The sequence below is a fragment of the Micromonospora sp. RTP1Z1 genome (assembly GCF_033804685.1).
GTDB lineage: Bacteria > Actinomycetota > Actinomycetes > Mycobacteriales > Micromonosporaceae > Micromonospora.
Window position 1 is genome coordinate 1 of record NZ_JAPFQV010000078.1, and the last position, 17,379, is coordinate 17,379.

Here is a 17,379-nt window from a genome sequence, read left to right on the forward strand (position 1 = left end):
GTGGTGGTGGGCGCCGTGGTGGTCGGCACCGGGTCCCCCGGGGCGGTGGTTTCCGGCACCGGCTCGGTCGTCGGGGCAGGCGGGGTGGTCTCCGGTGGCGCGCTCTCGGTCGGCGGCGCCTCGGTCGACCCGGGGTCCGTCGCGGTCGGGTCGACGGGGGGAGTGCTGTCCGTCGGGTCGGCACCGGGCTCGCCCGCCGGATCGGTCGCCGCGTTGACCACGCTCGTCGCGGCCGGTGACGCGGTCGCCCACGCCGGGGCCACCGCGACCGCCGTCGCCAGGCCGGCCGCGAGCGACGCCGCCAGCAGTGCCGAGGTACGTCGCCGGGCAACCCGCCGATCGGGGCGTACGGGCAGCTCGGCCATCTGTCCTCCGTGACACTCAGTGAGGTCCCGTTATTCGGTAATGGTTGTCTCGCGACACTAGTCTCACAAGGGAACGAATCCGTAACGTGTTCGGTACGCCTCGGCGGTGGGCACGGTAGGCTCCTCCTCCGTGACCGGTTACCTCGGCTCGTACGCCACCCTCGGTCTCCTGCTGCTCGCGAGCGTCCTCTTCTTCGTTACGGCGTTCTCGGCCAATCGGGTGTTACGTCCTGCCCGTCCGGCCGATCCCTGGGGCAAGCGGACCAGCTACGAGTGTGGCGTCGACCCGGTCGGCGGCGACTGGGCGCAGATGCAGATCCGCTACTACGTCTACGCGTACCTCTACGTGCTCTTCGCGGTCGAGGCGGTCTTCCTCTTCCCGTGGGCGCTGGTCTTCGACCGGCCCGGGTTCGGCGCGACCACCGTGGTCGAGATGGGGATCTTCGTCGCCGTGGTCGCGCTCGGCATCCTCTACGCCTGGCGGAAGAACATCCTGCGCTGGACCTGATCCCCACCCGCCCGGGGCCGGTCAGGCCAGGCCGGCGGCCGGTCAGGCCAGGCCGCGCCGGGTCAGGGTGGGCGGCCGGTCGCCCCGGATCGAGGCGACCATGTCCAGCACCCGACGTGTCTGGAGCACCTGGTGAGCGCGGAACACCCGGGCCCCGAGCCAGGCCGAGACCGCGGTCGCGGCCAGGGTGCCCTCCAGCCGCTCCGGCACCGGCAGGTCCAACGTCTCGCCGATGAAGTCCTTGTTCGACAGCGCGACCAGCAGCGGCCACCCGGTCCCGGAGAGCTCCGCGAGCCGCCGGGTGATCTCCAGCGAGTGCCGGGTGTTCTTGCCGAAGTCGTGCGCCGGGTCGATCAGGATGCCGTCGGGACGTACGCCGAGGGCGACCGCCCGCTCGGCGAGCCCGGTCACCGTCGCGACCACGTCGGCCACCACGTCGTCGAAGGCCGCCCGGTGCGGCCGGGTACGCGGACTGAGCCCGCCCGCGTGCGAGCAGACCAGCCCGGCGCCGGTCGCCGCGGCGACGCGGGCCAGCGCGGGGTCCGCGCCCGACCAGGTGTCGTTCAGCAGGTCGGCGCCGGCCGCCACCGCCTCCACCGCCACCTCGGCCCGCCAGGTGTCGATCGAGATGACCACGTCGGGGAAGGCGGCCCGGACCGCGGCGATGGTGTCCACCGTCCGGCGGATCTCCTCGGCGACGTCGACCTCCTCGCCCGGCCCCGCCTTCACCCCGCCGATGTCGATGATCTCCGCGCCCTCGGTGACCGCGCGTTCCACCGCGCGCAGCGCGCTGTCCGCCGCGAAGGTGGCGCCCCGGTCGAAGAACGAGTCGGGCGTGCGGTTGACGATCGCCATCACCACCAGGTCCCCGGGGGCGAACGTCCGCCCACCGAGCCGCAGCGCCCCGGCCATCCCGCCTCCTGGTCTCCGCCCACCGTCGGCCGTACCGCCGGCCGCCCCCCGACGCTATCCGGTCCGCCGCCGACCGCCCCGTCCGGTACGTCCACGGGTTGGGATTCATGATCGGAGCGGGTGGAGGGCTCGCCCGGGGCCGGCCCGCATGCCACGATCTCCCCATGGGTGAGGTTCTGCTCCTCTTGGTCGTCGCGTTGACCGTCGCGGCGGTGGTGTTCGGGGTGACGGTGCTGGTCTCCGGGCGTGATCAGGGCCTGGCGCCGGCCGAGCCGGACGGGCGGGCCGTGCCCCTGCCGGGCAGTCGCCCGTTGCGCGAGTCGGACGTCGCCGAGGCCCGCTTCGACACCGCCCTGCGCGGTTACCGGATGGCCCAGGTCGACCAGGCGATGCGCCGGGCGGCCTACGACATCGGCTACAAGTCCGAGCTGATCAGCGTGCTCGAGGCGGAGGTCCTCGCGCTGCGCGAGGGGCGCACGGCGGACGCCGACGCGCTGCGCAACGCCCGCGAGGCGGCCGCCGGCGCGAGCCCCGCCGCCGACGCCCCGACCGACGCGGCCAGCCCGGCCGGCGACGCCCCGACCGACGCGGCGAGCCCGGCCGGCGACGCCCCGGCTGAGGCGTTGGACGCTGAGGCCGGGGTGGCGGCAGCACCGGCCGCGGCTGCCGTGGACGACGAGGCGGTGCTCCCCACGCCCGCCCCGGCGACACCCGCTGGTGAGGTCGCCCCGGTCGCGGCGCCCGTCGACCAGGAGCCGGCCGACCGCGAGGTCCCGCTCCGGCCGCTGGCCGACCCCACCTCCTCCCCGGCCGCCGACGCCCCGGGCACTGACCCCGGCCGGGAGGTCGGCCGGCCGGCGCAGGGCCCGGCCGCCACCGACGGCGACGGTGACGGCGAGCGGGAGCGTGGCGCGGTCGTCCGGTCGGAGTTGGCGTGACCGGGCCGGAGGGCGCCGACGGGCTGGCCGAGGCGGCCCAGCCGGGCGCCGGCGAGGTGACCGCCACGGTGATCGTCGACGCCCCCGCCGAGCGGGTCTTCGCCGCGCTGACCGCCTGGGAACGGCAGTCCGACTGGATCCCCTTCACCACCGTCCGGGTGGTCGAGGGCGACGGCGGCGAGGGCAGCCTGGTCGAGGCGGTCACCGCGCTCGGCCCGGCGGTGCTGCGGGACGAGATGCGGGTGGTCCGGGTCGACGCGCCGTACGAGGTCGGCGTGGTGCACTGCGGGCGGCTGCTGCGCGGGCCGGGCGTGCTCCGCTGCACCCCGGTGGAACGGGGCCGGACCCAGGTGGTCTGGCACGAGTGGTTCCACCTGCCCGGCGGGGCCTCCGGCCGGGTCGCCTGGCCGCTGCTCTGGCCCGGCTCGAAGTTGGGCCTGACCCAGGTGCTCAAGAAGTTCGCCCGGCTGGTGGAGCAGGGCCGGCTGCCCTGACCGAGCCGCCCACTGTCGGTGGGCTGGCCTACCGTGTAGGCCGTGACTGACCTGGTGACCGGCCCGGAAGGGCTGCCCCGCTGCGCCTGGGGCGCGAGCACCCCGGACTACGCCGTCTACCACGACACGGAGTGGGGCCGGCCGCTGCGCGGCGACGACGCGCTCTACGAGCGGCTGACCCTGGAGGCGTTCCAGTCCGGCCTGTCCTGGCTGACCATCCTGCGCAAGCGACCCGCGTTCCGGCTCGCCTTCGACGAGTTCCGCCTCGAGAAGGTCGCCGGCTACGGCGAGGCGGACGTCGCCCGCCTGCTCGCCGACTCCGGCATCGTGCGCAACCGCGCCAAGGTCGAGGCGGCGATCGCCAACGCCCGGGCCGCGCTGGAACTGCCCGACGGGCTCTCCGCGCTGCTCTGGTCGTACGCGCCGGCGCCCCGGGCAGCCCGGCCTCGGTCGTTCGCCGAGGTTCCGGCGCTCACCCCCGAGTCCACCGCGCTGGCCAAGGCGCTCAAGAAGCGCGGCTTCCGGTTCGTCGGCCCGACCACCGCGTACGCGCTGATGCAGGCCACCGGGATGGTCGACGACCACCTCGCCGGCTGTCACGTGACCGCCGACCGGGCCGGGTCGGCCGGCTGGGCGTGACGCGACGGCGTCCGGCCGACGTGACGGCACCGACGCCGACCCTGCGTGATGGGATTGGGCCATGACCGACACCGAGGTCCGCGCGAGCGGGACGATCGACGGCGGCAGCGGGCCCGGCGCCTGGGCGGTGCTGCTGCCCGCCGAGCGGTACGAGGCCGAGCGGCTCGTGCACCACGACACCCTGGAGCTGACCGGGCTGGACGGGTCGGCCCGGCCCCGGCCCGGGGATCCGGTCGCGGTGCTGGTCGACGGGTCGCCCCGGCTGGTGGCCCTCGGCCGGGTCGCCGCGGCGACCGGGGAGACCCGGGAGGATCCGGACGATCCGCAGTCAGAGGCCGGTCCGGGGGCGCTCGTGGTGACGTACACCCGGCGGGTCTTCGACGAGCCGGTGCCGGCGGACGGCCTGGCCCTCGACGGGCCGGTGACCGGGCTCGACGTGGCCACCTGGCGGCAGCTGGCCGACCGGCTCGGCCCGCCGCCGGCGCGCCGCTCCTGGCTGGTCAGCCTGGACCTGCCGATCGAGGCGGCCTCGCCCGCCGAGGCGGTCCGGCTCTTCTGGGCGTACGTGCAGGAGCTGGGGCCGCGCGAGCTGCCCGCCTTCGTCTCGCCCTCCGGCGACGAGCTGGCCATGCAGGCGTTCGTGCTCGGCGCGGAGGCCAACCAGGATCCCGAAGAGGACGACTGACCGACCGATGCCCGGTTACGGTGCGGGGAGGGCCGGCGCCGGCCGGTCCCGCGAGGGGGCCCCATGCGGTTCGAGGACAGGGTCGCGCTCGTCACCGGCGGGGCGTCCGGGCTCGGCGAGGCGGCCGCGCGGCGGTTCGCCGCCGAGGGCGCCAAGGTGGTGATCGCCGACATCGACGCCGAGGGCGCCGAGCGCGTCGCGGGCGGGCTCCCCGACGGGTACGCGGTGGTCATGGACACCGGCGAGGCCACCTCCGTGGAGCGGGGCATCGCCGACGCCATGCAGCGGTACGGCCGGCTCGACGTCATCTTCAACAACGCCGGCATCGACGGGCAGCAGCAGCCACTGCACGAGATGGACGTGGCGAACTGGGAGCGGGTGCGCCGGGTCAACGGCGACGGCGTCTTCTTCGTCCTCCGGTACGGCATCGGGGCGATGCTGCGCGGCGGCGGTGGCGCGATCGTGAACACCTCCTCCACCACCGCGCTGGCCGCCCAGGAGAACATCTCCCCGTACACCTTCACCAAGGCCGGCATCGTCGGCCTGACCCGCTCAGCGGCCATCGAGTACGCGGCCCGCGGCATCCGGGTCAACGCGATCGCCCCGACGGTGGTGATGACCCCGCTGGTGGAGCACTTCATCGACAGCGCGCCGGACCCGGGGCAGATGCGGCGGCAGATGGAGTCGTTCAACCCGAAGCCCGGCATCCCCACCCCGGACGACGTCGCCGGGGTGGTCGCCTTCCTCGCCTCGGACGATGCCGCCTGGATCACCGGCCACACCATCCCGGTCGACGGCGGCTACGTCGCCCGCTGACCCCCCTCCCGCCTCCCGCCCGCCCCGCCCCGCGGGCCGAGCGCCGGGCGGCAGGCCACTCTTTCTCGCAAAGAGGGCTCATTTTCCGCCGGATGGCCACTCTTTCCGTGAACGAGGGCGGAGCGAATCGGGTGCGGCGGTGCGTCAGCGGCCCTCGAAGACCGGTTTCTGCTTGTTCACGAAGGCCATCGTGGCCGCCCGGTGGTCGGCGGTGGCGCCGCAGATCGACTGGGCCTGCGCCTCGGCGGCGAGGGCGTCGGCGAGGGTGCCCGCGTCGGCGATGGAGAGCTGCCGCTTGATCGCCCCGTACGCCACGGTCGGGCCGGCGGCGAGCCGGGCGGCCAGCTCCTGCGCGGTGGGCAGCACCTGCTCGTCGTCGTCCACCAGCTTGGTGAGCAGGCCCAGCCGGCAGGCCTCCTCGGCGCTCACCGGCTCGGCGAGCATCAGCAGCTCGACGGCCTTGGCATGGCCGACCAGCCGGGGCAGCGTCCAGGAGGCGCCGGTGTCGGCGGCGAGACCGACCCCGGCGAAGGCCATCAGGAACCGCGTCTTCGGGCCGCCGATCCGGAAGTCGGCCAGGAAGGCCAGCGAGGCGCCGGCCCCGGCCGCCATCCCGCGGACCGCGGCGACCACCGGCTTGGGCAGGTTGGCCAGCCGGGCGGCGATCGGGTTGTAGTGGGCCCGCACGGTGGCCAGCGGGTCGGCGTCGGCCGCTTCCAGGGTCTGCACGTGTTCGCGGAGGTCCTGCCCGGCGCTGAACGATCCGCCCGCCCCGGCCAGCACGACCGCCCGGCAGGAGCGGTCCGTCTCCAGCTCGGCGAGGGTGTCCCGGAGCGCCTCCTTGAGCGCCACATCGAGCGAGTTCATCGCGGTCGGGCGGTTCAGCGTCAGGGTGACGACGGCGTCGGTGCGGTCGACGAGCAGCGGCTCGGTCACGTTCTCAACGACCCTTCAGTCGGGCGAGGCGGTTGTTGGCGTCGAGGCACTGTTCGACGTACCGGTCGGCGGCCGGCCGAAGCCGGGCCGCGTGTCGGTCGAAGAAACTGGCCGCGCTGGTTCCGGTCCAGCGCTCGGGGAGCAGCGCCGGGGGGAGCTGCGGGTCCCGGAAGAGGAAGGTACGCCACGCGTGCACGAGCCGGAACCGGGCCGCGTACGCCTCCTCGTCGCTGCTGCGTACGGTCACCCCGGTCAGCAGTGGCTTCTGCTCGGCGACGAACCGTTCGTAGGCGCGGCCGATCTCGGTGAGGTCCCAGGCGCGGCGGACCACGCCCATCGCGCCCGGGGTGCCGGCGACGTGCGCGGCGGTGAACCGCTCGTAGCGCACGCCCGCCTCGGCGAGCAGGAAGTCCACGTCCTCTCCGGGGCGGGTGGCCACCCAGGTGCAGTCGTCGAGCGTGCCGTACCCGAGGAAGGTCAGGTTGGCGGCGAGCCGCTGGCGGTCCCGCCGGGCGGCGGGGGCCGTCAGGACCAGCAGGTCGAACCGACCGTCCCAGCTGACCCGCCCGGTCCGGTAGATCCGCGCGGCCGCCTCGTCGAGCCGGCGGGCCGCTTTCGGTGTGATCGAATATCCGGGGCCGGAGGCCAGCCGGAGGGGGTCGAGCCAGCCCTGGCGGACCATCCTGGAGACTGCGGTGCGCACGGCCGGAGGTGCGATCCCGAGCGGTGCCAGCAGCTTGACCAGGGCGGCGACCGGTGCGCGCCCACCCCTCGCACGGAGGTGGTCGCCGTACAGGTCGAAGAGTGCCGACCGTGCCTGCATGACCGCACATTGTGACAGGCCTATCCAAGATAAACTAGATGCTGTTACATCAATGCTGCTTCGGTTTGGGTCCGGCGGTGTTCATCAGGGAAAATCATTGGTCGACACCCCGCGAAGGCTGCGGTGGTGATGGCGAAGTGGCTGTGGGGCAACCCACCGACCCTGGTGTAGGTCTGAGGGGAGACAACATGGCGGCGATGAAGCCGCGGACGGGCGACGGTCCGCTGGAAGTCACCAAGGAGGGTCGGGGCATCGTCATGCGGGTCCCGCTGGAGGGCGGTGGCCGGCTCGTCGTCGAGATGACTCCCGACGAGGCCAACGCGCTCGGTGACGCGTTGAAGACAGCCGCCGGCTGATCGAGGAGCGGTCCGCGCGGCGTCTGCCGCGCGGACGGTTCGTCTTTCCCTGAGCCACCGGCCCAGCCGGTGGTTCAGGGTCTTCACATGCCGGGAAGCGGCGGCTGTTCCGTTTCGTGAACTTTTTCTGGAGGTACGGTCCAGCGTGCTGGCCATTCGTCTGGTGAGCGGGCCCGAGCGGCTCGACACTCTCGTCCTGCCCATTCGTCCCGTGGGGCCGGCCGAGGGGCCGGACGCCGCGGCGGCGCTGGTCCCGACCACACCGCCGCCTCCCGGCGAGGTGTCGGGCGAGGCGGACGCCCTGCTGCCCGCCGCGCGGCTGACCGGGCGCGCCGGCGAACTGCTGGAGCACCTGCGACCCGACGGCACGCCGCAGCGGCTCATGTTGCTCGGCGTCGGCGACGGCGACGAGCGGGGCTGGCGGACCGCCGGCGCGGCGCTCGCCCGGGCCGCCGAGAATGAGACGCACGTCACGGTGATGCTGCCGGCCGACCCCGCGGTCGCGCTGCGCGGCCTGACCGAGGGACTGCTGCTGGGGTCGTACCGGTTCCGGATGACCGAGGCCGGCGGAGCGCCCGCGCTGGCCGAGGTGGACGTCGTGGTGGCCGACCCGGACGCGCTCGCCCCGACCCTGGCGGCGGCCCGGACCACCGCCGAGATGACCCGGCTGGCCCGGGACCTCACCAACACCCCCTCGTCGGTGAAGAACCCACGGTGGTTCGCCGAGCAGGTGGAGCGCGCCGTGGCCGGGCGGCCGGACCTGCACCTGCGGGTACGGGAGCCGGAGGAGCTGGCGGCCGAGGGCTTCGGCGGCATCCTCGCGGTCGGCTGCGGCTCGGCCAGCGGACCCCGCCTGGTCGAGCTGGACTGGCGGCCGGCGGACGCGCGCACCCACGTGGTGCTGGTGGGCAAGGGGATCACCTTCGACACCGGCGGCATCTCGATCAAGCCGGTACCGGCGATGAAGCTGATGCGCAAGGACATGGCCGGCGCCGCCGCCGTGCTCGCCGCGACCCTGGGCGCCGCCGCGCTGCGGCTGCCGGTCCGGATCACCACGCTGGCGCCGCTGGCGGAGAACATGGTCAGCGGGTCGGCGTTCCGCCCCGGCGACATCGTCCGCCACTACGGGGGCCTGACCAGCGAGACCACCAACTCCGACGCCGAGGGCCGGCTGGTGCTCGCCGACGCGATGGCGTACGCGGTCCAGGAGCTCGACCCCGACCTGCTGGTCGACCTGGCCACGCTGACCGGCGCGAACGCGGTGGCCCTCGGCAAGCGGCACGGCGCCCTCTACAGCGAGAACGACCAGCTCGCCGCCGACCTGCTGGCCGCGATCGACGCCGCCGGTGAGGCCGCCTGGCGGATGCCGCTGCCCGCCGACTACGTGGAGTACCTGGGCAGCGACCTGGCCGACCTGCACAGCTCGCCGACCGGCGGCGCCGGCTCGGTGACCGCCGCGCTCTTCCTCCGCGAGTTCACCGGCGATCTGCGGGACCGCTGGGTGCACGTCGACATGTCCGCCCCCTCCTGGGCGGAAGAGGACGACGCCGAGCTGACCCGGGGCGCCACCGGCTGGGGCGTACGCGGGCTGCTGCGCTGGCTGACGACGCTGGGCTGACGGCCCGCACCGACCCCACGCCCGGCGGACCCGGCGGTGCGCCGGACGCGGGGTCGGCTCAGCACTTCACCGCGGCGAGCAGGCCGTGCCCGACCGGGAGCAGCGCGGGAATCCAGTGCTCCGACTCCCGGATCGCCTTGATCGTCTCCCGGACGGTGACCGTCTCGACGTCCCGGGCGGCCGGGTCGCCGATCCGGCCGCCGGCCAGCGTGCCGTTGAGCGCCAGCACCCCGCCGGGCCGCAGCAGCCGCAGCGCCGCGTCCACGCAGGCGGTGAAGCCGGTCGCCTCGGCGTCGACGAAGACCAGGTCGTAGGCGCCGTCGGCGAGCCGCGGCAGCACGTCGAGGGCCCGGCCGGTGATGATCCGGGTCCGCCCCGACGGGAACCCCGCCTCGAGGAAGATCCGTCGGGCGATCCGCTGGTGCTCCACCTCCACGTCGATGGTGGTGAGCACCCCGTCGGGTCGCATGCCGCGCAGCAGCCAGACGCTGCTGACCCCGGTGCCGGTGCCGATCTCCACCACCGACCGGGCGTTGCCGGCGGCGGCGAGCAGTCGCAGCGCGGCGCCGGCTCCCGGCGTCACCGCGTCGACACCCACCTCGCGGGCGAGGCTGCGGGCGGTCCGCAGCACCAGATCCTCGGTGACGTAGGACTCGGCGAACTGCAGGGCCTGGGCCGTCGAGTTGCCGGAACTGGCGACCGTGGCGATGGGACACCTCCGGGCGGCGGGAGTGGTGCGGGGGGCGGGTTGGCGGTATGAGCCTAGAGGCGGGGCCCGACGCGCGCAGCCGCGAGTCGGTCGCTCGACGATCACGGGGGGCAACCGCTGACCCCACCCGGGGCATCCGTGCAATCCTGGACGGTATCCCGCGCGGCGCTGCCGGACGGCCCCACCGGATCGCGGCGCGGGATGCGGGACGGACTGGGAGGCACCGACGTGACCGACGGCTGGGACTGGCGCCAGCCCGGCGGAACTCCGGCACCGGCGGGACGGCCGGCACCCGGGTCCCCGTCAGGGCCGTACGGGGGCGGCCCGACGTCGCCCTGGTGGTCCGACGCGCTCGCCGACCCGTGGCGCGACCCGTACGCGCCCGCCGCAGTGGTGGTGCCAGCCGTCCCCGGCGCTGGCGGCGAGCCGGAGCCGGTCGCCGACCCGGACGATCCCGACCGCCCGAAGCTGCGCCAGGTCGTGCTGATTTCGCTGGTCACGGCGTTGCTGGCGGGCTCGCTCGGCAGCGCCCTGACCTACGCATTCCTGCGCGGCGGCGGGGGTGCCACCGTGCTCGGCGCCCGTCCCGCCGAGGCCCCGGCCCTGGCCCAGCGCAAGCCGGAGTCACTGGCCGGCGTAGCCGAGAAGGTCCTGCCCAGCGTGGTCACCGTCCGGGTGGCCAGCCTCGGCGGGATCAGCGAGGGTTCCGGCTTCATCGTCAGCGCCGACGGGCACGTGATCACCAACGACCACGTGGTCTCGGGCAGCACCGGCAAGGCGACGGTGATCTTCAACGACGGCTCCGCCGCCGTGGCGGCCGTGGTCGGGCAGGACCCGGAGTCGGACATCGCGGTGATCAAGGTGTCCCGTGCCGGGCTCAAGCCGGTGGAGTTCGGCGACTCCGACGCGCTGGCCGTCGGCGACCCGGTGCTCGCCGTCGGCTCGCCGCTCTCGCTGGCCAACACGGTCACCGCGGGGATCGTCAGCGCCCTGGACCGGACGATGCAGGCCAGCGAGCCGGGTGGCCCGGTGCGCTACTACGCGGCGATCCAGACCGACGCGGCGGTCAACCACGGCAACTCCGGCGGCCCGCTGGTCGACACGGGCGGCCGGGTGGTCGGGGTGAACTCGACGATCAAGTCGCTGGTCGCCGACGGCCAGGAGGCGGGCAACATCGGGCTCGCCTTCGCCATCCCGATCAACCAGGCCAAGCGGGTCACCCAGGACATCATCGGCACCGGCAAGGCCCGGCGTACGGTGATCGGCGCCCAGGTCGGCGGCATGGGGTTGGCGGCCGGCGCCGGTGTACGACTCAACGCGGTGGAGCCGGCCGGCCCGGCGGCGGCGGCCGGGCTGAAGGCCGGCGACGTGATCCTGCGGCTGAACGGCCGGCCGACGAGCGAGCCGAGCGACCTGGTCGCGCTGGTCCGCAAGTACGCGCCCGGCTCGGTGGTGACGGTCGAGTACCGGCGGGGATCCGCCGGGCAGAAAGCCTCGGTGACGCTCGCCGCAGATGCGAAGTGACCACCCGTCACCCCCTCCCGGAGTGGCCCCCGACGTGCGTAGTCTTGCCCTGACGCGGACGAGGAGGCCGGAGTGCTCGACAACCTGAACTGGTGGGAGATCGCCGCGCTGCTGCTCCTGGCACTGCTGATCTTCGGGGACCGGCTACCCACCGTGATCAACGACGGCCTCCGGCTGGTGCGCAACCTGCGCAACATGGCCCGCAACGCCACCGGCGACCTGAGCCGTGAGCTGGGCACCGACATCCAGCTGGAGGATCTGCACCCCAAGGCGTTCATCCGGAAGCACCTGCTCAGCGAGTCGGACGAGGAAGCGATCCGGAAGCCGTTGCAGGGCATGTACGACAATCTGCGCTCGGACGTCACCGGCGTGCACAACGAGCTGAAGGACGTCGCGAACGCTGCGGACCTGCGTGGCAACGGCACCCGCCCGGCCACGGCCACCGGCGGCACCGCCCCCGCCCCCCGCCCCAGCTACGACGACGCCACCTGACCGCCGGGCCGTCGGCGGCCGGGCGCCGCGGCGGTCCCGGAAGCGGGATCCGGACACGAGAAAGGGCACCCCGGCACGGGATGCCCTTTCGTCGTCAGGCAGAGATCAGCGGCCGGCGGGCTTGAGGCCGAGCGGCTTGCCGAGGAGGGACTCACGGCGGACCGCCAGGCGGTCGGCGACCTGGTTGAGCGCCTTGGCGGCCGGGGCGTCCGGCTGGGACAGCACGATCGGGATGCCGGCGTCGCCGCCCTCACGGACCCGGGTGTCGAGCGGGATCTGACCCAGCAGCGGCACCGGCGCGCCGATGGTCCGGCTCAGCGACTCGGAGACCGCCTCGCCGCCACCGGCGCCGAAGACCTCCACCCGCGAGCCGTCCGGCAGCTCCATCCACGACATGTTCTCGATGACCCCGACCACCCGCTGGTGGGTCTGCAGCGCGATCGCGCCGGCCCGCTCGGCAACCTCGGCGGCCGCGGTCTGCGGGGTGGTGACCACCAGGATTTCGGCGTTGGGGAGCAGCTGGGCCACCGAGATGGCGATGTCGCCGGTGCCCGGGGGCAGGTCCAGCAGCAGGACGTCCAGGTCGCCCCAGTACACGTCGGCGAGGAACTGCTGCAGCGCCCGGTGCAGCATCGGGCCGCGCCAGACCACGGCCGCGTTGCCCGGGGTGAACATGCCGATCGAGATGACCTTCACACCGTGCGCCTGCGGCGGCATGATCATGTCCTCGACCCGGGTCGGGCTGCCGTCCGCGCCGAGCATCCGGGGCACCGAGTGGCCGTAGATGTCGGCGTCGACCACGCCGACGGCGAGACCGCGGGCGGCCAGCGCGGCGGCCAGGTTGACCGTCACGCTGGACTTACCGACGCCGCCCTTGCCGCTGGCCACGGCGTACACCCGGGTGCGGGAGCCGGGCTGGGCGAACGGGATCACCGGCTCCTGGGTGGCGGCGCCGCCACCGCGCAGCTTCGACTGGAGCTCCTGGCGCTGCTCGGGGCTCATCACGCCGAACTCGATCTCGACACCCGTCACACCCGGCACCGCGGCCACGGCGGCGGTGATGTCGTTGCGCAGCTTGTCCTTCAGCGGGCAGCCGGCCACGGTGAGCAGCAGCTCGACCCGGACGACACCGTCGTCGCCCCGCACGGCGGAGCGGACCATGCCCAGCTCGGTGATCGGCCGACGGATCTCCGGGTCGTTGACGGTGGCCAGGGCGGCCTGGATCGCGTCGGAGATGGTGCTGACGGGTGCTGACATGCCGGCAATGTTACGTCGGTGGTCATCGGCGACCGCCGCTGGCCGGGGGCGGGTGTGAGCGAATCGATGGCACCGGGCGAGGGGCGGACCGGGCTCAGCCCTCCGTCCGGCCGTCCCGGGCGAAGTCGCCGTCCAGGTCGTCGCGCGGCTCGTCGAGCGGCTCGCCACCGCGCGATGCGCGCTCCTGCTGCCGTCGCTCCAGCCGCTGCCGGCGCTGCGCCGCGTCGTCCAGCTCCTCGGCGAGCCGGGCCAGTTCGGAGCGGAGGAAATCCCGGGTGGCCACCTCGCCCATCGCGATCCGCAGCGCGGCGATCTCCCGGGCCAGGTATTCCGTCTCGGCCTTCTGCATGGTCGCCCGCCGCCGGTCCTCCTCCATCCCCACCCGGTCCCGGTCCGACTGCCGGTTCTGCGCGAGCAGGATCAGCGGGGCCGCGTAGGAGGCCTGGATGGAGAGCACCAGGGTCAGGAACGTGAAGGTGTACGGGTCGAAGCGCAGACTCTCCGGGGCCAGGGTGTTCCAGGCGAACCAGGCCGCGATCACCAGCGTCATGTAGACGATGAAGTTCGCCGTGCCCATGCCCCGGGCGATGCCCTCGGACCACCGGCCGAAGGTCTCCTGGTCGATCCGGGGCAGCTTGACGCCCCGGGGCTCGCGCGGCTGGTCCAGCCGCTCCGCCCGCCGCTGCTCAGTCATTCGAGCCGTCCAGCTCCGGATCGGCGGCGGCCGGGCTCGGCGTGAGGTCCCGGTCCCGCCAGTCGCGGGGCAGCGAGTGGTCCAGCACGTCGTCGACGGTGACCGCCCCGACCAGCCGGTTGCCGCGGTCCACCACCGGCATGGCGACCAGGTCGTAGGTGGCCATCCGGCGGGTGATCTCGGGCAGCGGCGTGGTCGGCCGGAGCGGGTCGATGTCATTGACCACCACCCCGCCGAGCAGGTCCGCCGGGGGCTCGCGGAGCAGCCGCTGGAAGTGGACCATGCCCAGGTAGCGGCCGGTGGGGGTGGTCATCGGCGCGCGGGTCACGAAGACCTGCGCGGCGACGGCGGGGGAGAGCTGTTCCTCCCGGATCCGGGCGAGCGCCTCCGCGATGGTGGCGTCCGGCGGCAGGATGACCGGCTCCGAGGTCATCACGCTGCCGGCGGTGCCCGAGGCGTACCGCAGCAACTGGCGTACCGGGTCGGCCTCGTCCGGCTCCATCAGGTCGAGCAGCACGTCCTGCTCGGGCGGGGGCAGCTCGTTGAGCAGGTCCGCGGCGTCGTCCGGATCCATCTCCTCCAGCACGTCCGCCGCGCGTTCCCGGTCCAGCGCGGCCAGGATCTCCACCTGGTCGCGCTCGGGCAGCTCACCGAGCACGTCGGCCAGCCGCTCGTCGTCCAGCGCGGCGGCGACCTCGTTGCGCCGGGCGTCGGGCAGGTCCTGGAGGGCGTTGGCCAGGTCGGCGGGGCGCATGTCCTCCAGCACCGCGAGCAGGTTGGCCGTCCCCCGGTTGGCGGCGATGTCGCTCAGGCCGCGCACCCGGTCCCACTCGACCTGGTGCAGGTGGCCGCGGCGGGTGAGCCGTCCGGTCTGCTCACGGACCGCCACCCGGGTCAGCGACCACTCGCCGCCCCGGCTGCGCTCCATCGCCACGTCGACCACCGTGCCCGGCTGGCCGCCCGGCTCCAGCTGCACCCGGCGGTCGAGCAGCTCCTGGAGCACCAGCAGCTCGTTCGGACGCTTCTCGAAGCGGCGCAGGTTGAGGGTGCCGCTGCCGAGCACGACGGCGTCCGCGTCGATGGAGGTGACCCGGTTGATGGAGAGGAAGATCCGCCGGCGCATCGGCATCTCGGCGACCAGCCCCACCACTTCCGGCGGACGCTGGGTCGGCCGGAGCCGGGCCACCGCGTCACGCACCCGGCCCACCTGGTCACCGTTCGGGTCGAAGACGGCGACTCCGGCGAGCCGAGCGATGTAGACCCGGTTCGGCGTGCTCACGGGCACCAGCCTAAAGGCCTAGTGTTTATCAACATGTCGACCTTGGCGTACGAGATCGTGGACGTCTTCACCGACCGTCCGTTCGCCGGCAATCCGCTGGCCGTGGTGTTCGGCGCCGAAGGGCTGGCCACCGAGCAGATGCAGGCGCTCGCGCTGGAGTTCAACCTGTCCGAGACGGTGTTCGTGCTGCCGCCCACGCAGGTCGGGGCGACCTACCGCGCGCGGATCTTCACCCCGGCCGAGGAGTTGCCGTTCGCCGGGCATCCGAGCGTGGGCGCCGCGGTCACCGCCAGCCGGCGCGGGATGTTCGACGTGGGCAGGATCACTCAGGAGTGCGGCGCCGGAGTGCTGCCGATCGAGGTGACCGCAACCGGCGCGACGCTGACCGGTGGCTCGCCCACCCTCGGCCCCGAGCTGGACCCGGAGCCGCTGCTGGAGATGGCCGGCCTCACCGCCGCCGACCACGCCGGTCCCGCGCCGCGGGTGGCCGGCTGCGGCCTGGAGTTCCCCTACCTTCCGGTACGTCCGGACGCGGTGGCCCGCGCCCGGGTGAACGCGGCGGCGGCGGAGCGGTACGGCGTGGAGCACGTCAGCGTCTTCTCCTGGAACGCCGACACGCAAACCGCGCACGCCCGGGTCTTCGTGCCCGGCCTCGGCGTCCCTGAGGACCCGGCGACCGGCTCGGCCGCCCTCGGGCTGGGCGTCTGGCTGGTCGCCAGCGGGCTGCTGCCCGGCGAGGGGCGCTCGGCGTACGCCGTCCGCCAAGGCGTCGAGATCCACCGGCCGTCCGCGCTGGCCTGCACGGTCACCGCGGCGGGCGGGGTGGCCGTGGGCGCGACCGTCGCCGGTCAGGTGATGCCGGTGGCGCGCGGCGAGATCGCCGTGCCACCCTTCGTCGGCTGACCGGACCCCCGTGCCGGCGCGACCCGGCCGACGGCCACGTCGCCGTGGTGGCGGGCCGTCATCGGCGATACGGTGCGGCTGGCGGTGCGGTCTCCGCCGGCCCGACCGGCGGCGTACGAGAGGATGTCCGGGTGACGGACGAGCTGGACAGCCGTGAGACGACGCCACTGGTCGACGAGGCGATGAAGAAGGCGGCCGTCTGCTGGGTGAGCGTCGGGGGCGGGCCGGCGTACGCGCTGTGGTGCCTGCCGGTCGAGGGCGCGCTGCTGGTCGTCAGTGGTCCCGGCGAGCAGTCCGCGCCCGGTCTGGCCGACGCCACCGGGGCGCAGGTCACCCTCCGCGGCGACCACGGCGGACGGATCGTCACCTGGCCGGCCCAGGTCACCCGGCTGCGGCCCGGCACCGAGGAGTGGACCACGGCCGCCCCGCTGGTCGCGGCGAAGCGGCTGAACGCGTCCGGTCCCTCGGCCGGCCTGGTCGACCGCTGGGCGGCCGAGGGCTGTGCGCTGAACCGGCTGGCACCGGCGGGCGCGCCCGTCGCCGGCGCCGACCTGCCGGCGGGCTCGCTGGCGGAGGAGCCCCGGCCGGCCCCGGTGGTGCGGACCACCCGCAAGCCGTTCCGGCTGCACAGGGTCCGCCGCCGCTGACCCGGCCCGGTCAGGGGACGGCGCAGACGGTCGGATCGACCAGCTCGAGCACCTCGGTCAGCGAGCTCAGCACGCGCCCCGCCCAGCCCCGTTCGGCGTTGAAGACCATGTGCTCGGCCAGGTCCGGCGCGGCCAGCCGGACCGCCGTCATCCCGGCCCGCTCGGCGCCGGTGAGTTCCTGGCTGCCGCCGTCGCCCACGTAGAGGCAGTCGGCCGGGGCCAGGTCGAGCCGCCGGCACGCGGCCAGGTAGAGCGCCGGGTCCGGCTTGCAGCGCCCCAGGTGCACCGAGAAGACCCGGACGTCCAGCAGCGGGGCGATCGCCAACTGGGGCAGGAACGCCGGCAGCTCGTGGGTGCAGTCGCTGATCAGCCCGGTGCCTAGGCCCCGCTGGCGCAGCCCGGCCAGCACCGGCACCGCCTCGGCCCGCAACCGGGTGTCCGCGCGTACGGCCCGGTGGCGGGACGCGACGGCCTCGCGTACCGCGCCGTCCGACGGGTGCACGCCGGCCTGGTCGCAGACCCAGCGCAGGGTCGCCTCGGCGTTGCCGAGCAGCCCGCTGGCCCGCTGGTAGTAGGTGCGGTCGAGCACCTCGACCAGGGTGTCGCTCGGGCAGCCGAGCAGTTCGGCGGTGGAGCGGTGGGCCGAGCCGCGCTGCACGGACCGGGTGAGGGTGCCGAAGAAGTCGAACAGCACCGCCTGGAACCTGGGCATGTGGAGCGCCTCCTGGCGTCGAGGGGGTCGCCGGCGCCGACGTGCGTGATCGTAACGGAACGCTGACGTTCC

Annotated in this window: 19 protein-coding genes and 2 pseudogenes; 12 read left to right on the forward strand and 9 right to left on the reverse strand. The window is 74.3% G+C overall.

Features of this window, described 5'->3' with window-relative positions:
* Window positions 1-365 (reverse strand): annotated as a pseudogene (locus SLP03_RS27815) (hypothetical protein); the annotation flags it as partial.
* 130 nt (window positions 366-495) lie between these two features.
* Here SLP03_RS27815 and ndhC point away from each other — a divergent pair.
* Window positions 496-873, forward strand: coding sequence for an NADH-quinone oxidoreductase subunit A (ndhC, locus tag SLP03_RS27820; protein ID WP_319463605.1), 378 nt, complete (start codon window positions 496-498; stop codon window positions 871-873).
* Between the two features lie 42 nt (window positions 874-915).
* Here the strand turns inward: ndhC and folP are convergent, their stop codons facing one another.
* Complete coding sequence (gene folP / locus SLP03_RS27825; protein WP_319463606.1) at window positions 916-1,785, reverse strand: dihydropteroate synthase; 870 nt, start codon at window positions 1,783-1,785, stop codon at window positions 916-918.
* 164 nt (window positions 1,786-1,949) lie between these two features.
* On the opposite strand from folP, the pseudogene SLP03_RS31775 reads away from it, so the two are divergent.
* The 5 genes and pseudogenes from SLP03_RS31775 to SLP03_RS27850 all read left to right on the forward strand — a co-directional run.
* Window positions 1,950-2,534, forward strand: a pseudogene (locus SLP03_RS31775) (DivIVA domain-containing protein); the annotation flags it as partial.
* 185 nt (window positions 2,535-2,719) lie between these two features.
* Complete coding sequence (locus SLP03_RS27835) at window positions 2,720-3,217, forward strand: SRPBCC family protein (protein WP_319463607.1); 498 nt, start codon at window positions 2,720-2,722, stop codon at window positions 3,215-3,217.
* A 42-nt stretch (window positions 3,218-3,259) separates the two neighbouring features.
* A complete protein-coding gene (locus SLP03_RS27840; protein WP_319463608.1) occupies window positions 3,260-3,856 on the forward strand; it encodes a DNA-3-methyladenine glycosylase I in 597 nt (198 codons plus the stop codon).
* A 61-nt stretch (window positions 3,857-3,917) separates the two neighbouring features.
* Window positions 3,918-4,541, forward strand: coding sequence for a hypothetical protein (locus SLP03_RS27845; protein WP_319463609.1), 624 nt, complete (start codon window positions 3,918-3,920; stop codon window positions 4,539-4,541).
* Window positions 4,542-4,604: 63 nt separating this feature from the next.
* Entirely contained in the window at window positions 4,605-5,357 is a 753-nt protein-coding gene (locus SLP03_RS27850; protein WP_319463610.1) for a glucose 1-dehydrogenase, read from the forward strand.
* Between the two features lie 144 nt (window positions 5,358-5,501).
* Here the strand turns inward: SLP03_RS27850 and SLP03_RS27855 are convergent, their stop codons facing one another.
* The gene (locus SLP03_RS27855) at window positions 5,502-6,293 is read right to left on the reverse strand and encodes an enoyl-CoA hydratase/isomerase family protein (protein WP_319463611.1); all 792 of its coding nucleotides are present in this window, start codon (window positions 6,291-6,293) and stop codon (window positions 5,502-5,504) included.
* A gap of 4 nt (window positions 6,294-6,297) precedes the next feature.
* A complete protein-coding gene (locus SLP03_RS27860; protein ID WP_319463612.1) occupies window positions 6,298-7,116 on the reverse strand; it encodes a PaaX family transcriptional regulator C-terminal domain-containing protein in 819 nt (272 codons plus the stop codon).
* 188 nt (window positions 7,117-7,304) lie between these two features.
* On the opposite strand from SLP03_RS27860, the gene SLP03_RS27865 reads away from it, so the two are divergent.
* Together SLP03_RS27865 and SLP03_RS27870 are read left to right on the forward strand one after the other, a co-directional pair.
* The gene (locus tag SLP03_RS27865; RefSeq protein ID WP_089253522.1) at window positions 7,305-7,472 is read left to right on the forward strand and encodes a DUF3117 domain-containing protein; all 168 of its coding nucleotides are present in this window, start codon (window positions 7,305-7,307) and stop codon (window positions 7,470-7,472) included.
* Window positions 7,473-7,617: 145 nt separating this feature from the next.
* Window positions 7,618-9,090, forward strand: coding sequence for a leucyl aminopeptidase family protein (locus SLP03_RS27870; RefSeq protein WP_319463613.1), 1,473 nt, complete (start codon window positions 7,618-7,620; stop codon window positions 9,088-9,090).
* 58 nt (window positions 9,091-9,148) lie between these two features.
* Here the strand turns inward: SLP03_RS27870 and SLP03_RS27875 are convergent, their stop codons facing one another.
* Complete coding sequence (locus tag SLP03_RS27875; protein WP_319463633.1) at window positions 9,149-9,757, reverse strand: O-methyltransferase; 609 nt, start codon at window positions 9,755-9,757, stop codon at window positions 9,149-9,151.
* Window positions 9,758-10,012: 255 nt separating this feature from the next.
* On the opposite strand from SLP03_RS27875, the gene SLP03_RS27880 reads away from it, so the two are divergent.
* Window positions 10,013-11,323 carry a S1C family serine protease gene (locus SLP03_RS27880; protein ID WP_319463634.1) on the forward strand — a complete coding sequence of 437 codons (1,311 nt, stop codon included), beginning with the start codon at window positions 10,013-10,015 and terminating at the stop codon, window positions 11,321-11,323.
* A 72-nt stretch (window positions 11,324-11,395) separates the two neighbouring features.
* Window positions 11,396-11,815 carry a preprotein translocase subunit TatB gene (locus SLP03_RS27885; protein ID WP_319463614.1) on the forward strand — a complete coding sequence of 140 codons (420 nt, stop codon included), beginning with the start codon at window positions 11,396-11,398 and terminating at the stop codon, window positions 11,813-11,815.
* Between the two features lie 105 nt (window positions 11,816-11,920).
* On the opposite strand, the gene SLP03_RS27890 is transcribed toward SLP03_RS27885, so the two are convergent.
* The 3 genes from SLP03_RS27890 to SLP03_RS27900 form a co-directional block, all read right to left on the reverse strand.
* The gene (locus SLP03_RS27890; RefSeq protein WP_319463615.1) at window positions 11,921-13,072 is read right to left on the reverse strand and encodes an Mrp/NBP35 family ATP-binding protein; all 1,152 of its coding nucleotides are present in this window, start codon (window positions 13,070-13,072) and stop codon (window positions 11,921-11,923) included.
* A 94-nt stretch (window positions 13,073-13,166) separates the two neighbouring features.
* On the reverse strand, window positions 13,167-13,766 hold the full coding sequence (locus tag SLP03_RS27895; protein WP_319463616.1) for a DUF1003 domain-containing protein: 600 nt from the start codon (window positions 13,764-13,766) through the stop codon (window positions 13,167-13,169).
* Window positions 13,759-15,045 (reverse strand): magnesium transporter MgtE N-terminal domain-containing protein, encoded by a 1,287-nt coding sequence (locus tag SLP03_RS27900; protein WP_319463617.1) that lies wholly within the window; start codon window positions 15,043-15,045, stop codon window positions 13,759-13,761. The genes SLP03_RS27895 and SLP03_RS27900 overlap by 8 nt, the downstream gene beginning before the upstream one ends.
* A 33-nt stretch (window positions 15,046-15,078) precedes the next feature.
* On the opposite strand from SLP03_RS27900, the gene SLP03_RS27905 reads away from it, so the two are divergent.
* Window positions 15,079-15,948, forward strand: coding sequence for a PhzF family phenazine biosynthesis protein (locus SLP03_RS27905; RefSeq protein ID WP_319463618.1), 870 nt, complete (start codon window positions 15,079-15,081; stop codon window positions 15,946-15,948).
* 182 nt (window positions 15,949-16,130) lie between these two features.
* Window positions 16,131-16,595, forward strand: a complete 465-nt coding sequence (locus SLP03_RS27910; protein ID WP_413644758.1) for a hypothetical protein — start codon at window positions 16,131-16,133, stop codon at window positions 16,593-16,595.
* A 10-nt stretch (window positions 16,596-16,605) separates the two neighbouring features.
* On the opposite strand, the gene SLP03_RS27915 is transcribed toward SLP03_RS27910, so the two are convergent.
* A complete protein-coding gene (locus SLP03_RS27915; RefSeq protein WP_319463620.1) occupies window positions 16,606-17,307 on the reverse strand; it encodes an HAD family hydrolase in 702 nt (233 codons plus the stop codon).
* Window positions 17,308-17,379: the final 72 nt, after the last annotated feature.

Bases quoted from the DNA above. Each gene is read 5' to 3' on its own strand.
- SLP03_RS27865 (WP_089253522.1), top strand. From the start codon at position 7,305: ATGGCGGCGATGAAGCCGCGGACGGGCGACGGTCCGCTGGAAGTCACC.
- SLP03_RS27890 (WP_319463615.1), bottom strand. From the start codon at position 13,072: ATGTCAGCACCCGTCAGCACCATCTCCGACGCGATCCAGGCCGCCCTG.
- SLP03_RS27850 (WP_319463610.1), top strand. From the start codon at position 4,605: ATGCGGTTCGAGGACAGGGTCGCGCTCGTCACCGGCGGGGCGTCCGGG.
- SLP03_RS27895 (WP_319463616.1), bottom strand. From the start codon at position 13,766: ATGACTGAGCAGCGGCGGGCGGAGCGGCTGGACCAGCCGCGCGAGCCC.
- SLP03_RS27860 (WP_319463612.1), bottom strand. From the start codon at position 7,116: ATGCAGGCACGGTCGGCACTCTTCGACCTGTACGGCGACCACCTCCGT.
- SLP03_RS27915 (WP_319463620.1), bottom strand. From the start codon at position 17,307: ATGCCCAGGTTCCAGGCGGTGCTGTTCGACTTCTTCGGCACCCTCACC.
- SLP03_RS27905 (WP_319463618.1), top strand. From the start codon at position 15,079: ATGTCGACCTTGGCGTACGAGATCGTGGACGTCTTCACCGACCGTCCG.
- folP (WP_319463606.1), bottom strand. From the start codon at position 1,785: ATGGCCGGGGCGCTGCGGCTCGGTGGGCGGACGTTCGCCCCCGGGGAC.
- SLP03_RS27845 (WP_319463609.1), top strand. From the start codon at position 3,918: ATGACCGACACCGAGGTCCGCGCGAGCGGGACGATCGACGGCGGCAGC.
- SLP03_RS27910 (WP_413644758.1), top strand. From the start codon at position 16,131: ATGAAGAAGGCGGCCGTCTGCTGGGTGAGCGTCGGGGGCGGGCCGGCG.